The organism is Sediminibacterium sp. (assembly GCF_019264485.1).
Lineage (GTDB): Bacteria > Bacteroidota > Bacteroidia > Chitinophagales > Chitinophagaceae > Sediminibacterium.
Genome location: NZ_JAHVAA010000011.1, coordinates 458,452 through 474,281 on the forward strand (window position 1 = coordinate 458,452; position 15,830 = coordinate 474,281).

A 15,830-nucleotide genomic window follows, 5' to 3' on the forward strand; every position below is an offset into this window, starting at 1 on the left:
AATTATTGTTTATACACGTCGTCGTTGTTTTTTATTTCAAACCAGTTGTATAATGCTTTATTATCAGTTGGTTTTCCATTTGATGTAGCATACATGGCATACACACATCCTACAAAACCTCCGGCAGATTTAGTGCTCAGGTAACGCGCATCTATACCATCTGCCAGTAAAATCCATTTGTCTTTTTGTGTAGCGAAATAGAAAGCATACGCATCTGTTCTGGCTTCTATTTTAAAATAAACCTCGTTACCTGTATTGCTGTTGAGAATTTCAGATTTCACAAGGGTATCAGCTTTGAATAGTTCTACTACTTCCTTACCGTCTTTTACAGATTTACACAGATAATAACTGATTTTCTCATTTTGAAATAATAGTAATCCAGCCTTTTCATTTGCTGCTTTTGCAGTGAAGTTTAGTGCTGTAGAAGCATATCCTTTTAAATGTGGTTGATGGAAGGCTAAGAATGATGGATTGCCTTTTCCCGAACAGGTTTCAGGCTGCAACTGCATTGATAGTGAACCCGGTTTTTCTGTAAGACTGTACCATTGATTTCGAACAGTTCTCAAAAACTGGTAACGGATATTTAAGGAGGATTGACTGAATTCATCTTTGAAATGATAGTTTCCATTAAAGGGCTCCCGTTTTATATCGGCTTTGGCATTGATAGGATAACTGTATTTTACTTCATCACCACCCAAATCAAATTCAGGCCAGCCATCTTTCCATACAACAGGTGCCATAAAAGTTTCGCGACCAGTATTGTAATAATCATCTTCATAAGCGCGACAGGCCAGAAATACGCCCCACCATTTACCGTCTTTCCCTTCTACAAAATCTGCATGACCTGCTGTGGTAACAGGGTATTTTCTTTTAGGATCAAGCTGTCTTTGTGTAAGAATCGGGTTCTTTTCATAAGAAACAAACGGCCCTTCAGGCGATTTACTTCTGAAAACCACTTCAGAATGATCATAACCGGTTCCTCCTTCAGCGCAAATGAGGTAGTACCAGCCATCTTTTTTGATAAAATGCGGGGCTTCAATCCATACCGGTTTTTTGGCCATATCTGTACCGCCATTGATGAGTAGTTTTTCTTCACCAATCACTTTTAAGTTTACAGGATCAAATTCAAACATGCGTATGGTACGATGGCCATTGTGCAGGGAAATATTATTGGGTGGAATACTGTTAAAAAGAATATAGGCTTTACCATTGTCATCAAAGAACAAAGAAGGATCAATGCCATTCACCTGCGGTAGTTTTACCGGGTTACTCCAGGGGCCTTTTGGATCTTTGGCGGTAATAACGAAATTACCCAGCTTGCTTACTTCGGTACATACAATATAAAATGTGCCATTGTGATAAGAAATAGCTGGTGCGAATAAACCTCTTGATACACCAGCACCATCCAGGTTCAACTGTTCAGGACGATTCATCGCATAACCAATCTGTTTCCAGTTCAACAAATCTTTGCTATGAAAGAGTGGTAAACCCGGGTAATAGGCAAATGAAGAGTTGACAATATAATAATCATCGCCTGCTCTGCAGATGCTTGGGTCAGGATAATAACCTGCGAGTATGGGATTCTGAAAAGATTGTGCACTACCTGTAGCCATTACAGTATAGAGTAGTATAGCAGACAATAATTTCCTCATGATCAACGAATGTTTTACTGTTATGGTTTGTATGGTTGAATGGTTTGTATAAGACCATTCTCGTCATGTATCAGCTCGGTTACTTTTACACTTCTCAGGTGTGTAATACCTTTACTTAAACTACTGTCGTGATAAAACAGGTACCACCTGCCTTCAAATTCACAAATGGAATGGTGTGATGTCCAGCCGACTACCGGTTCTAAAATTCGTCCACCGTATGTAAAAGGACCATATGGGTTATCGCCGATAGCATAACAGAGAAAATGGGTATCACCGGTAGAGTAAGAAAAATAATATTTGCCTTTATACTTGTGCATCCAGCTTGCTTCAAAAAAACGTCTGTCGGTATCACCAGCCAAAAGCGGATGGCCATGTTCATCATTGATGATAATATCTTTAGGTGTTTCGTCAAATGAAAGCAAGTCATCTGTCAAACGTGCAATTTTTGCAGAAAGAGCTGGTTCTCCTGTTTCCGGCAGATGTGCGAGTGGTCCCTCGCCTTCAGCTTTAAATGAGCCTGTTCTCCATCTTTGTAACTGACCTCCCCAAATACCACCGAAATACATATAGTAAGAGCCATCATCATCTTTGAAAACGGCGGGGTCAATAGAAAAGCTTTCCGGAATAGGCAAAGGCTGAGGAATAAAAGGCCCGGTAGGAGAATCACTTGTTGCTACACCAATTCTGAATATTCCCTCAAGATCTTTTGCAGGAAAGAATAAATAATAAACACCGTTCTTTTCAGTGGCATCAGGTGCCCACATTTGTTTTGATGCCCAGGGAACATCTTTAACATGAAGTGCCGGGCCATGATCAATAGCTGCCGAACTGGGCGTATCCATAGAGAGTACATGGTAATCTTCCATGGCAAAATGACTACCCAGGTCATCAAATGGGGTGTCGTTTTCTATATCATGTGAAGGGTAAATATAGATTCGTCCATTGAAAACATGTGCAGATGGATCGGCAGTATAAATATGTTTCACCAGGGGCTGTGAAATAGCCCGTTGGTTCAGTTCCTCAAAGTTAATATGGTCAATAGCATCTTCAGGCATACTAAATATGTTTATGCGTTACGTCGTTCTTTTAAATCTGTTTCAATTCGTGTTTCCATTGTTTTGTTGATTTCATAAAAAAACAACAGCCCTGCACCAACCAGAAAAGGGATGGCGGGAAATACACTTACGAGTAATTTGGTGCCATTAATGGCTGATGCTGTTTGTACGGCATCGCTGTTGGGTACATAATCGAATAAATTGAGTATGGCAGTTAATAAGGCACTGCCAATACTTAAGCCTGCTTTTAAACCCACCATCATTGCAGAAAAAATAATAGCAGTGGCACGCCTGTTGTTTTTCCATTCACTGTAATCTGCCACATCTGCAATCATGGCCCACAATAATGGAATGGTAATACCATAAAAAAAGCCATGTAGTATTTGTGATATAAACATGAGTGCTACTGAAGTGGGAGGGAAGAAAATAAATGCGAGGATAAAAATTGTAGATATGAACAGCGTTATGCCAAATACATCTCTTTTACCATATTTATCGGCATAGCGTTTCGATAAGGTAATACCCACAATCATAAAAATAATACCACCCGCATTGAACAAGCCAAATCCTGCTGACACAGGATCTTCACCAAAAAAATTCATGCCAAGACCAGATAAGAAACCGGTTATTGGTGCTACAAAAGCTGTCAAGCTTTCTTTGTCTACATAATTTTTGAAATAATAAACATAGGAGCCACCTTTCATTGCCAGCGTAATAAATACCAGTGTGGTAAGTGTAAGCATGATCACCCAAGGCCTGTTCCGGAACAGATCGCCCAGGTCTTCTTTCAGGCTCGACTTTTGTTCGGGCTTGGGTACAATGCGTTCCTTCGTGCTTAAGAAGGTAATAATGAGCATTATGGTACCAATAATCGATAACCAGGTCATCACGGTTTCAATACCGGCTGCTTTATTTCCATTACCCACTGTTTCAATAATGGGAAGCATGAATACCTGAACAAAGAATTGTGCAAACATGACAGCCACAAAACGATAGGCCGACATGCTGTTGCGTTCTTTCATATCGCCAATGATCACACCACTTAAAGCTGAATAAGGGAGGTTATTGGCCGCATAGAACAGCAACAAAAGTGTATATGTAATAACAGCATAAATAACTTTTCCCTTATAAGAGAAATCGGGGGTGCTGAAAGCCAGTAAAGCGATGGCTCCAAGCGGTACTGCTGTCCATAGTATCCATGGTCTGAACTTGCCCCATCTCGACACCGTTCTGTCTGCAATGGCTCCAATGATAGGGTTAAAAGCAAATGCCGCTACGAGTCCAACAGTAAGCATAAGGGCAGATGCATGACTCGTTTCAAGTCCATATATATCTGTATAGAAATAGGCGAGATAGGTCATCAGTGTCTGAAACACCAGATTCGCGGCAAGATCGCCTAAACTATAACCTACTTTTTCAAGTACTGATAATTTGGTTGTGGCTGATTGATTCATATGGCTTGTTTAAAAGGATAAAATCCTTATTTATTTTTTGTTCCTATCACTTTATAATAAGCAGGTTTTGGATTGAATTCGCGATCGAACAGTAATGGATAATTGGTTCTTCCTCTTACAGGCCAATCATTCAGCCAGCTTTGGCCATCGTTCACCCCCCAGAAAGTAACCCTTGTTATCTTGTCTTTGTGTTTTAAGAATAATTTAAACAGGGCTTCGTAATCATTCGCCAATTGCTGTTGTACACTGTCTGGTAAACCATTGGGGTAGGGGTTAAGTGCAGGATTACTGGCCACCCGCTGATTTACATCTGCGCCCTGAAAACTTCTGGGTAATACTTCAATATCAAGTTCTGTGAACATTACTTTAAGACCCATCGCGGCATATTGAATAATACTTTCTTCAATGTCTTTGAAAGGAACTTTACCTACATGCCAATGTCCCTGTATGCCTACACCATCAATACGAACACCGGCATCCTGAATTTTTTTGATCAATGCAATACAGCCGGCTCTTTTGGCAGGTTGCTCATTGTTATAATCATTATAATAGAGTTCTGTTTTAGGTGCAGCCGCTGCTGCAAGTCGAAATGCTTCTGTTACAAAATTATCTCCGAGCCTGCTCAGGAAAACTGACCGGCGCATAGTGCCATCTTCGTTCAGGGCTTCATTCACTACATCCCATGAAAAAATCTGATCCTTATAACGACCAGCTACAGTATTGATGTGATTGGTAAAAAAAGTCCGGAATGAATCCACACTCCTGATATTTCTTGCAAAAGCCGGTAACTGGCTATGCCAGATCAGGGTATGTCCATTGATCTTAATTTTATTCTTCTTTCCATAAGCCACCATTTTATCAGCCAGATCAAAATTGTAAACATCCCATTGCGGATGAATAATTTCTGCTTTCATAATATTCTCTGGGGTGGCCATATTGAAGTGCTGGAGGATAACTGCATTGGCTTTAGCATCCCGCTCTTCAATTTGTGCAGTATTCATGGCCGTGCCAATTCCAAAATCTTTGGCAAATACTTTTTTCAGTGATGTTTTTTTCTGGGCACTCACCCATTGAGTTCCCATTGAGCATGTAGCGATCGCAAGTACAATGCAACGAACGAGGGTTTTGTTATTGTTATATGGCATAGGATTATTTTTTATTTGGTTGATAAATTGTTTCTGAAGGCCCCAGATAACTTGGTTTGTTATTGCCAAAATCGACTACGATTTTTTGAAGGACTACTGTTGGATCAACCATCCAGTATTTGATGGTATGTTTACCGGGGCTATTGATAGTATGTTTGGTCGATTTGATAATGATACTTTCCGATACCCATTTATTCCAGATGCCTGTACCGGTATTTTTATCTTCTTTATTGATACTGATGATCTGTGGTTGCTCATCATCCACAGAAATAGCATAGGATAAACCATTCTCTGTATTCTGCACATTCAGGGTTGGGGAGAAGTAGGCATTGATCGCGAAATTGCCTTTACTGCTTGTATAGATATCATACGATACGTAAGGTGTACCTGCACCAGGTTGCTGACTCGGTGCGGTTACCGGCATTACGGTTATTGCCGATCCTGTTCTTCCCAGATCAGGAATAACTGTCCATTTTATCGTATTGCTGTTGTAGATGTTGGTGTAATGATCTGCAGCAATTGATATGCCTCTTTGGGTGTCTTCATAAAAAGCAGCTCCCTTTTCACGCTGCGGAACCGCTGCCCGTATAGCAATTACCGGTGATTCTGTTTGTTGCTCTTTTACTGAATCCGCCGGTACATACCGAACCATTGGCATACGCTGACGGTTTGGCTGCTGCCAGTAGGTATAACCAATATGTGTCTGGCTCATCATGTGATTCCATTTGCCATTATTGAGCCGGTGATATTCGAGTGTAATCAACGAGTCCTGTAGGTATAATGATTTTACTTTATCGGCGTATATATTGGCCGCTGCATATTTTTTTGCATAAGCCTGCTGGTTCAATGCCACATTATAATACATATCGTAAAGATTACTGCATGCTTTTACAGGATGTAAAACCAATTGAAAAAAAGCATCTCTTTTTTCTGCAGGTAATTTGTTGTTAATAATTTCTGCCTCCTGCAATAGTGTTTTGTATTCATTCACTACAGTCGGCCATTCATTGTAATTGAAACTGTAAGTATTCGCATCCAGCAATTCGGGTTTTCTCCTGCCATTGTATTTGCCATATTTAGTCATAATGCCTGCAATCTCTTTTGCATACTGGTTTCCAAACTGTGCTTTCGCCCATTGAATACTGTATGTTTCCAGGTCATTGGCTTTAATGCGCTCAGGATTCCATGCATAGTCAAGAAAAAATGAAATAGGATATTCCATGGGTTTAATATCACCCACATTCACGATCCAGATTTCACGTGCATTGTATTCCCAGGCGAGGTTCATCTGTTCCCATATTCTTGGCAATGGGTTGGTGTTTACCCATTTGTAATTTCTGGGCCCACCCACATAATCGAAATGGTAATAAATGCCATATCCGCCTTTTCTTGGTGCTTCTTTTGGGTTGGGTAAGCGACGTATATTGCCCCAGTTGTCATCGCATAATAACAGCGTAACGTCATCCGGTACACGCATACCTTTATCGTAATAATCCTGAACCTCTTTATATAAAGCCCATAATTGAGGTGTTTCACTGGCAGGTTTACCGGTTACTTCAGTAATAATATCTCTCTGGTCTTTTACAATTCTCTCCAGTAAAGCTGTAGCAGTTTGTCTCGACATAGGTTCATCTCCATCCCCTCTCATACCTACCGTTACAATTTTTTCATTGGAAGCTCTTTTCATTCCGGCGCGCCAGAATTCTTTGAGCTTAGCCTCGTTACTATCGTAGTTCCATTTACCGGTACCATGTCTTCTCCATTCATCATGGGCACGCATCAATGGTTCGTGGTGAGAAGTACCGATTACAATACCGTATTTATTGGCAGCCTGTATATTGAGCGAATCGTCATCATAAAATGCATTACCCCACATAGCGGGCCAGATATAATTTCCTTTGAGGCGAAGAATCAGTTCAAAAACTTTTTCATAAAGCCGGTGATTGAAACCACCGAATTTCTCTCTGGTCCAGCCAGACAGGGCAGGGGCTTCATCATTGATAAAAATACCCCGGTATTTTACTTTAGGCGCATCGGTTATCGACAGATTTTTTTTAATGAAAACTGCATTCTTTTTTTCTACAGGAACATCAGCCCACCAATACCAGGGAGATACCCCTAACTGTTTTGAAAATTCAAATACACCATATGCAAGCCCTCTCTTATCTGCCCCGGCAATAACAATGGCATTGGTAATTCCTTTTAATGGGTTACTGATTGTTTGAAGATGGTAGGCCTCCCATTTGTTTAGGATCTCTTTAGTGGTTACCAGTTTTTTTGCTTCAAGTGTTTGTAGTAACGCCGACTTGCCGATAGTACCAAGTAAGATTAAGGTTCCGGTATTTTCTGGAACAGTAGCAGTAATTTCAGCAGTAATACCGGTTACAGATTTAATATCTTTTTGTAAAAGAGTAGCTGTTAAATGCACAAGCGCTTCTTCAGATTTATCAACATAAATAACCGTATTTCCCAGTGCAAAGCTATTGCCTGTTGATGTAGGTGAAAATATGGCCTGCCCTGTTAATGTAACAGAAACTATGCAAGCGATGATCAAAAAAACAGTTCTTTTCATATACACAATTTTAAAAACCGATACTATTACCACCGTCTACCGGCAATACAACACCTGTTATATACTTCGATGCGTCGCTGGCTAAAAAATAAGCAGCTTCACCAATATCAGTAGGCTGACCCATTACACCCATTGGTGTTCTGCCAAATACTTTTGCTTTTCTTTCCGGATCACTGTCGAGTGCTTTTGCAGTCATATCAGAATAAATAAATCCAGGTGCAATGGCATTCACGCGAATTCCTTTTGGTGATAGTTCAACGGCCATGGCCCTGGTCATACCATCAATGGCTGTTTTACTTGCACTGTAAGCAATAACTTTTGGCAGACCATATTGCGCAGCCATGGAACTGATATTGATAATGGAGCCTGTTTCTCTGGAAAGCATATGTTTTACCACTTCACGGCTGATGGCAAATACGGCCGATACATTGGTGGTAAGAATCCGCTGGAACTCTTCATCAGTTACTTCTGTAAAAACTTTTTTCATATTGATACCGGCATTGTTCACCAATATGTCTATCTGACCAAAACGTTTTAATATATCTTCTACCAGTGCCGGTATGGAAGAAAGGTTACTGAGATCGCAACTAACTGCATGGGCTCCTTCACCTAATTTTTCTTTGGCCTGCGACAGTTTCTCCATATCGCGTCCCACGATAATAGTTTCAATACCCTGGCGGATAAATTTATCTGCAATGGCGAAACCCAAACCAGAGCCACCTCCGGTAACAACCGCTATTTTTTTATCTGTTGACATAAACTTGTTTTTATGGTTCACTAATTTCCAGGTGCAAACGGAAAACGTAAACTCTTATAATAATCCAGTGTTTTATCAGGTTTTTCGTACTGACCGGGGATAGGTTTTTTGCTGAATGTCTGGAAGTATAACAAACAGGCATTTCTCCACCATACAGCTTCATCATACTGAACATTAAGCAATGAACGAACCTGATCGAATCTTTGCTGATCTACATAAGGGTTGAGATTGGCCCATGATTGCTGCATCTCTTTTACTTTGGCAGCACCAGAATAATAGTGATGACAAAGTTCGTCCCACAACGATCTTCCGCTTCGCATTTTAAAAGTCCAGGGAACATGATGAAACCAGAGCAGGTTTTTTTCTTCGCAGGTATTCATATCCTCCCATAATTTTCTTGCTTCGGGATGATATTGTACTAGTGCATTACTACCTGTTGCAGTGCGGTTAAAACCAATGCCCATGCTGTCTGCTTTATGGTAATACACAGGATTCCAGTCGGGTCTGTTGAGGTTATTCACCCAGGGTGCAGGCCCATAATGATGGCCGGTTCCCATGATATGATGTAAGCCAATGGGGTTTGAATATTGAACAAATATATCCCGGCTCTCCATCATCAGCTTTGATGCAGTTTGAATAAAAGCAGTATGGTTGGAATAGGTCATCCGCAACCATTCATCCGCAATTTTTTCAGCACTCAGTGAATGGTTCCATGCAAGACGGCCCAGTGCATACCAGTTAGCCTGTGCAAATGGGTGGCCGGTCCAGTTCACATCGGTTCCTATATTGGCCACACCGGTAATGCCTGTAAGTGTTTGGTCTTTATTAAAACTTCCGTCCAGTACTTTGGCAACCGTGCTTCCTTTGCCACTGGTATAGGTATCGCTGTCGAGACATTCTTTAAACAATGGACCCAGGTACACCAGATTGGTAGCCTGTCCTAAGTATTCCTGTGTAACCTGAAACTCCATCATGAGCGGCGTTTTTGGCATGGCACCAAACAGTGGGTGAAAAGGTTCACGTGGCATAAAATCAATGGCACCATTTTTTACCTGCACCATTACATTTTTGTGAAAAGCGCCATCCAGTGGTACAAATTCATCATAAGCCTGTTTATGCCTGTCTACATTTTTTTCTGCACTGTATACAAAAGCGCGCCACATAATAATACCGTTAAAAGGCGCTACTGCCTCTGCAAACATATTGGCCCCATCGCTGTGCGATCTCTTATAATCCTGAGGGCCAGGCTGTCCTTCACTGTTGGCTTTTATTACAAAGCCTCCAAAATCGGGTATATGCTGATAAATCTCTTTTACTTTATCCTTCCACCACTGCCTTACTTTTTCATCTAATGGGTCTGCCGTTTTTAAACCACCAATTTCTATTGGTGCACTGAACCTGGCTGTGAGGTAGACCTTAATACCATAAGGCCTGAATACATCGGCCAGCGCTTTTACTTTTTCAAGATAATTTTTAGTAAGAATGGTGGCATTGGCATTTACATTGGTGAGTACCGTACCATTAATGCCAATGGATGCATTTGCTCTTGCATAATCTTTATAGCGGGGATCAATATAACCGGGTAAGCTGTGCCAGTTCCACAAGGAGAAACCGGCATAACCTCTTTCCACTGTTCTGTTAAGGTTATCCCAGTGATTCAGCATTCTCAGTTTTACTTTCGGAACAGACACTGTTTCTAAGTTACTGATCGATTGTTGCGTCTGAAGCAAGCGAAGAAAATGAAACACGCCATACAGGATGGCCTTATCTGTATTGCCGGATATAATAATTCTTTTTTTTCCGCTGAGGTTTTTGGAAATAATTATAAAACCTTCTTCTCCTGTTTGTGCCAGTAATTCTTTTATACCTGCGGTGGCGAGAAGAGAAGATGTACCTCTTGCTGCAATAAGCGATGCAGCAGATCCCATTGCACTGGGGGAAGAAAATTTCTGCTGAAGCATGTCCGACAAACCGTTTGTTAGTTCCTCTCTGGCCATGCGAATGGTTTCAGAATTGCCATCAACATACATACTGCTGATCTGTTGGCGATACTTGCCAAGTAGGGTCTGGTCCTGTATGGGTTGATAGCGAAGCCATAAATCATACCCGGTCTCAGCATTTAACTGAGAATAACTACAGATAAGTAAAAAGAGGAACAATATTTTTTTCATGGTATGGCGACAGCTTGTTGAATAATTATTTTTTTCGGAGAGAGGATTGACGGATGATCAGGTTCGATCGTATGACAATAGTATTGGTATGTTTTATGTTAGATAAACCTTTCAGGTGGTTGATCAGGTTTCTTGCTGCAATCTCGCCCATGTCAATACCCGGATAGTCAATGGTTGTTAACTGCGGTTCAATGATCTTTCCAATCGCATCATTGTTAAAGCCAACAATAGCAATATCTTCAGGAATACGCACGCCGTGCTCTTTAAGTGTTTGCATGCAAACGGCAGCAGAGAAATCGTTGGTTATAAAAGCCCCATCGGGTAGCGGGTTCATTTTGAGGATTTCAAGTGCGGCTTCTACACCGCACTGCTCACTAAGGTCTTTTATAAGTACATATTTTTTATTGAAAGGAATATTGTTATCGTACAAGGCATCTGCATATCCTTTGTGACGCTGTGCGTATACATTTCGTTTCAGGCTGGCGGTAACGAGTACAATTTTTTTGCAACCCTGTTCAATCAGGTGTTGCGTGGCCTGGTAACCGCATTTATAGTTATCGATGATTACTTTGGTGCTTTCCCCTTTTTCTTCTACACGGTCAAAGAAAATTACCGGGATACCTTTTTCCTCAAAGAGTGCATAATGAGCCAGGTCTGCTGTATCGAAAGCCAGGGAAGCAATGAGCCCGTCAACCCTTTTATGGAAAAGGTTAACGGCATTTGCAGCTTCTTTAACTGAACTTTCTGAGGAGTGGGCAATGATGAGATCGTAACCGGCTTCTGTAGTAACTTTTTCTATACCGGCCAATACTGAAGTGATAAAATTACTGTTCAGTTCGTGTACAAGTACCCCAATGGTATTGGTCTTTTGTTTGCGAAGATTACTGGCAAAATTATTATGTCTGTACCCCAGTTCACGGGCAGTTTCCTGAATTCTCTTGCGGGTATTTTTATTAATAGCGGGATGGTCCTGTAAGCCACGGCTCACTGTTGCAGATGATAACTCAAGTTTTTGAGCAATATCATAGATGGTGACTTCCTTTTTCGTTTTCATATTGCAATCGGTTGTATAAAAATCGCAAAAAAAAATTAAAATCAAATTTTAGTTTTTCTGAAGACGAAACCAACTGATCTAAAGCATTGACAGAAGGTATTGAAGCAGGTAAGTTTTCAAAATTTACCTGCTTAAGTGAGTATATTGGCTAATTCATGTTAAAAAGAATAGGGAGCGTCTGGTTTAGATGCCGCTGTTATAGCTGTTTAAAAGGCTTTGCTGACAACCATTTCAGCAGTTTCGTAATAGTGTTTAGCCGTTAGCGGTCAGTTTTCCGGGAAAGCTGCTTATAGTTTTTTATCCGTGTAGCCTTTAGCGGTTTGTTTCTGGCTTTGATCCGTTTGTGCAGATTATGAGGTAGTGGAAAGGCTCCCAATAAGGATCAAAAACGGGATTTTTTTGTAAAAAAATTGCAATCGGTTACATTTTTTGATAAATTCTCTTATATTCGTCTTGGAATGACTGATAACTGGTCGAATCATGTCTGAAATTGCTTGCTGCGTTATATGAGAAAGTGGAAACTATTAAATAGTAAATCCTGTTCATTTTACCCGAACAGGCTCCCTTCCCTTATCACTGCACCTGCAATTTTTCATGGATAGTATTTGTGTAATAAATACACAGATTACCAGCAGGTATCAACTTTTCAAAAGCATAACAAAACTGAATTAGTATAGGGTTCCATCCCGTTCGATTCTATTCAGACATCGTCTGAAAGGTGAATTGGATGGTAATCGGTTCTTCGGGACCGGGTTGGTTATTAAGCGTCATAAGGGTCACTTGCCGGTGTGGTTTGCTTGCAGGTTAGACCGACGATTGGCAAGGGGAGTTTGGCGTTTTACTCTCCTTGCTTTTTTTGAGTCTCGTGATAATGAGAATGGAGGAAAATGAATTGATATAAATCATTATCAAATTAATATAATGGATGAATGAAGAACGGGCTGTTTCCATCAAAATAAATGTGAACAGTTGTTTGTTTTGATAAATAAGGATGAACAGCATGCTTCACCATCCAAGGTTTCAAGTATCTTGATCATTATTAATTATTGACGGAATGTTATTATTAGGTATAGATGTTGGAACTTCTTCTGTTAAGGTTTCAGTTGTCGATGCCGCTACACATCAATGTGTGGCATCAGGGCATTACCCGGAAACAGAAGCAGAAATCATCACCCCGCATCCTGGCTGGGCTGAGCAAAGTCCCGATCAGTGGTGGGAGTATGTAAAACAGGCTATACTAAAATGCAATACCAGCGGTAACTATGATCCACAGGATATTACTGCTATTGGTATCGCATACCAGATGCATGGATTGGTATTGGTAGATAATGATGGGCATGTGTTGCGTAATGCCATTATCTGGTGCGACAGCCGGGCAGTTGAAACTGGTAATAAAGCTTTTGACTTCATCGGTCGTGAATATTGTTTAAGCAGGCTGCTCAATTCACCCGGCAATTTTACTGCAAGCAAACTGGCATGGGTAAAGGAGTACGAGCCGGCTGTTTACGATAAAATACACAAGGTTATGTTACCCGGCGATTTTATTGCCTTTAAAATGACCGGTGATATTACCACCACTAACGCTGCACTTTCGGAAGGTATTTTCTGGGACTTTAAGCAGGAAGGACTATCGACAGATATCATGCGTTATTTCGGATTCGATAATGCGCTTATTCCCAATATACAATCTTTGTTTTCTGCGCATGGTTACCTGAAAGAATCAGTGGCCAGCCGTTTGTCGTTAAAGGCAGGCATACCGGTTGCTTATAAAGCAGGTGATCAACCCAATAATGCGCTCTCGTTAAATGTAATGAAGCCGGGTGAAGTAGCTGCAACTGCAGGAACATCGGGCGTTATATATGGTGTGAGTGATGAGCTGGGTTATGATCCTTATTCCCGTATCAACAGTTTTGCCCATGTAAATCATAGTGAAGCACTCAGGCGAATTGGTATACTGCTTTGCATCAATGGAACAGGTATTTTCAACCGGTGGATCAAAACCATCACGGGCGGTTCACAATCTTATTCAACACTGAATGAAGCTGCTGCATCCGTACCTGTTGGAGCAGAGGGTTTACTCGCCATACCATTTGGCAATGGTGCCGAAAGGATGTTGGATAACCAGATAGTCGGCGCTCACTTTGAACAGATTGATCTGAATATGCATGGCATAGCACATATGGTAAGAGCAGTACAGGAAGGCATTGCTTTTTCTTTCCGTTATGGTCTCGATATCATGCGGGAGAATGGAATGAACCCACAGGTAGTACGTGCATCAAGGGCCAATCTCTTTCTGAGTGATGTATTTGCAAAAGCATTCGCTGGTGTGAATCAGGTATCTGTTGAGTTTTATGACGGAGATGGAAGTTACGGTGCAGCCATAGGAGCAGGAATGGGAGCCGGCATTTTTTCCAGTGCCGCTGAAGCTGCTGCAGGGAGAAAGCCCCTTGGTAATATTACTCCGTCTAATGTGGGTTTATATGAAGAACGTTATGCAGCATGGAAAGAATCATTACAAACAAGAATTGAAATGCTGAAAAGCCATGAACCCGTTTCAGTAAGTTAAAAATATCTTTATTGTATCATACACTTATTTAAGAATTATGTCAATCGTATTAGGTCAACAAGAGTATTTTAAAGGCATCGGCCAGATCAGGTATGAGGGTGTGGAATCTGATAACCCGCTCGCATATCGCTGGTACGACGAAAATAAAGTGGTATCCGGAAAAACCATGAAAGAATGGCTGCGTTTTGCCTGTGCTTACTGGCACAGCTTCTGCGGCAGTGGTGCAGATCCCTTTGGTGAACCCACACATATTTTTCCATGGGACAAGAAAACAGATGCTGTTGAAAGAGCAAAAGATAAAGCTGATGCGGCATTTGAATTCATGACCAAACTGGGTCTTCCTTTTTATTGCTTTCATGATGTAGATGCAGTTGATTTCGGGAATGATGTAGCAGAAAATGAAAGAAGACTGCAAGCCATCAGCGAATACTTTGCCGAAAAACAAAAAGCAAGCGGTATACAACTCTTATGGGGAACGGCTAACCTGTTTTCCAACAGACGATATATGAATGGTGCGGCTACCAATCCCGATTTTCATGTGCTGGCACATGGCGGGGCACAGGTAAAAGCTGCACTAGATGCCACTATTTCATTGGGTGGACAAAACTATGTGTTCTGGGGCGGACGTGAAGGATATATGAGTTTGCTGAATACCGATATGAAACGCGAGAAAGAACACCTGGCACGCTTTCTTCATACGGCTAAAGACTATGCGCGTAAACAGGGCTTTAAAGGCACATTTTTTATTGAGCCCAAACCCTGTGAACCCAGTAAACATCAGTATGATTATGACAGTGAAACCGTGATTGGTTTTTTACGTCAGTTTGATTTGTTGAACGATTTTAAACTGAACATTGAAGTAAACCACGCAACGCTGGCCGGACATACATTCCAGCATGAATTGCAAATTGCGGCCGATACAGGCACATTGGGATCTATTGATGCCAACCGCGGCGATTACCAGAATGGATGGGATACTGATCAGTTCCCCAATAATATAAACGAACTCACCGAAGCAATGCTGGTTATTGTAGAAGCCGGCGGTTTTGCAGGTGGTGGTATTAATTTCGACGCGAAAATCCGCAGAAACAGTACTGATTCAGCAGACCTCTTCCATGCGCATATTGGCGGTATCGATACATTTGCACGTTCATTGGTAGTGGCAGATAAAGTATTGAACCTGTCTGATTACAAGAAAATCAGAACAGAAAGATATAGTTCCTTCGATAGCGGAAAAGGGAAAGAGTTTGAAGCAGGTAAACTGAGCCTCGAAGACCTCCGGAACTATGCAGTAGAGCAGGGTGAACCCGCAATGAGAAGTGGCAGACAGGAATACCTGGAGAACCTGATTAACCGTTATATCTGATTTATATAAACAAATCATAAACCTGACCATGGGATGCG

At 41.2% G+C, this 15,830-nt stretch carries 10 protein-coding genes; 2 read left to right on the top strand and 8 right to left on the bottom strand.

Annotated elements, in window-relative coordinates:
- Positions 1–2: 2 nt before the first annotated feature.
- Genes KXJ59_RS08225 through KXJ59_RS08260 form a run of 8 tightly spaced genes read right to left on the bottom strand, consistent with a single transcriptional unit; the run spans position 3 to position 11,860 of the window.
- Complete coding sequence (locus tag KXJ59_RS08225) at positions 3–1,652, bottom strand: glycoside hydrolase family 43 protein (RefSeq protein WP_295203061.1); 1,650 nt, start codon at positions 1,650–1,652, stop codon at positions 3–5.
- Between the two features lie 20 nt (positions 1,653–1,672).
- A complete protein-coding gene (locus KXJ59_RS08230; protein ID WP_295203063.1) occupies positions 1,673–2,707 on the bottom strand; it encodes a glycoside hydrolase family 43 protein in 1,035 nt (344 codons plus the stop codon).
- Between the two features lie 11 nt (positions 2,708–2,718).
- Positions 2,719–4,161 (bottom strand): MFS transporter, encoded by a 1,443-nt coding sequence (locus tag KXJ59_RS08235; protein WP_295203066.1) that lies wholly within the window; start codon positions 4,159–4,161, stop codon positions 2,719–2,721.
- A 26-nt stretch (positions 4,162–4,187) separates the two neighbouring features.
- Positions 4,188–5,306: an endo-1,4-beta-xylanase gene (locus KXJ59_RS08240; protein ID WP_295203069.1), complete on the bottom strand. Its 1,119-nt coding sequence runs from the start codon at positions 5,304–5,306 to the stop codon at positions 4,188–4,190.
- Positions 5,307–5,310: 4 nt separating this feature from the next.
- Positions 5,311–7,878 (bottom strand): glycosyl hydrolase 115 family protein, encoded by a 2,568-nt coding sequence (locus KXJ59_RS08245; protein ID WP_295203072.1) that lies wholly within the window; start codon positions 7,876–7,878, stop codon positions 5,311–5,313.
- A gap of 10 nt (positions 7,879–7,888) precedes the next feature.
- The gene (locus tag KXJ59_RS08250) at positions 7,889–8,635 is read right to left on the bottom strand and encodes an SDR family oxidoreductase (RefSeq protein WP_295203074.1); all 747 of its coding nucleotides are present in this window, start codon (positions 8,633–8,635) and stop codon (positions 7,889–7,891) included.
- A 20-nt stretch (positions 8,636–8,655) separates the two neighbouring features.
- Positions 8,656–10,806, bottom strand: a complete 2,151-nt coding sequence (locus tag KXJ59_RS08255; RefSeq protein WP_295203077.1) for an alpha-glucuronidase family glycosyl hydrolase — start codon at positions 10,804–10,806, stop codon at positions 8,656–8,658.
- Between the two features lie 25 nt (positions 10,807–10,831).
- Positions 10,832–11,860, bottom strand: coding sequence for a LacI family DNA-binding transcriptional regulator (locus KXJ59_RS08260; RefSeq protein WP_295203080.1), 1,029 nt, complete (start codon positions 11,858–11,860; stop codon positions 10,832–10,834).
- Positions 11,861–12,914: 1,054 nt separating this feature from the next.
- Here KXJ59_RS08260 and KXJ59_RS08265 point away from each other — a divergent pair.
- Together KXJ59_RS08265 and xylA are read left to right on the top strand one after the other, a co-directional pair.
- Positions 12,915–14,426: an FGGY family carbohydrate kinase gene (locus tag KXJ59_RS08265; RefSeq protein WP_295203084.1), complete on the top strand. Its 1,512-nt coding sequence runs from the start codon at positions 12,915–12,917 to the stop codon at positions 14,424–14,426.
- A gap of 37 nt (positions 14,427–14,463) precedes the next feature.
- Complete coding sequence (gene xylA / locus KXJ59_RS08270) at positions 14,464–15,792, top strand: xylose isomerase (RefSeq protein ID WP_295203087.1); 1,329 nt, start codon at positions 14,464–14,466, stop codon at positions 15,790–15,792.
- The last annotated feature ends 38 nt before the right edge of the window (positions 15,793–15,830 follow it).

Coding starts and splice junctions, on each gene's coding strand:
- KXJ59_RS08225 (WP_295203061.1), bottom strand. CDS start 1,652: ATGAGGAAATTATTGTCTGCTATACTACTCTATACTGTAATGGCTACA.
- KXJ59_RS08240 (WP_295203069.1), bottom strand. CDS start 5,306: ATGCCATATAACAATAACAAAACCCTCGTTCGTTGCATTGTACTTGCG.
- KXJ59_RS08235 (WP_295203066.1), bottom strand. CDS start 4,161: ATGAATCAATCAGCCACAACCAAATTATCAGTACTTGAAAAAGTAGGT.
- KXJ59_RS08255 (WP_295203077.1), bottom strand. CDS start 10,806: ATGAAAAAAATATTGTTCCTCTTTTTACTTATCTGTAGTTATTCTCAG.
- KXJ59_RS08230 (WP_295203063.1), bottom strand. CDS start 2,707: ATGCCTGAAGATGCTATTGACCATATTAACTTTGAGGAACTGAACCAA.
- KXJ59_RS08245 (WP_295203072.1), bottom strand. CDS start 7,878: ATGAAAAGAACTGTTTTTTTGATCATCGCTTGCATAGTTTCTGTTACA.
- xylA (WP_295203087.1), top strand. CDS start 14,464: ATGTCAATCGTATTAGGTCAACAAGAGTATTTTAAAGGCATCGGCCAG.
- KXJ59_RS08265 (WP_295203084.1), top strand. CDS start 12,915: ATGTTATTATTAGGTATAGATGTTGGAACTTCTTCTGTTAAGGTTTCA.
- KXJ59_RS08260 (WP_295203080.1), bottom strand. CDS start 11,860: ATGAAAACGAAAAAGGAAGTCACCATCTATGATATTGCTCAAAAACTT.
- KXJ59_RS08250 (WP_295203074.1), bottom strand. CDS start 8,635: ATGTCAACAGATAAAAAAATAGCGGTTGTTACCGGAGGTGGCTCTGGT.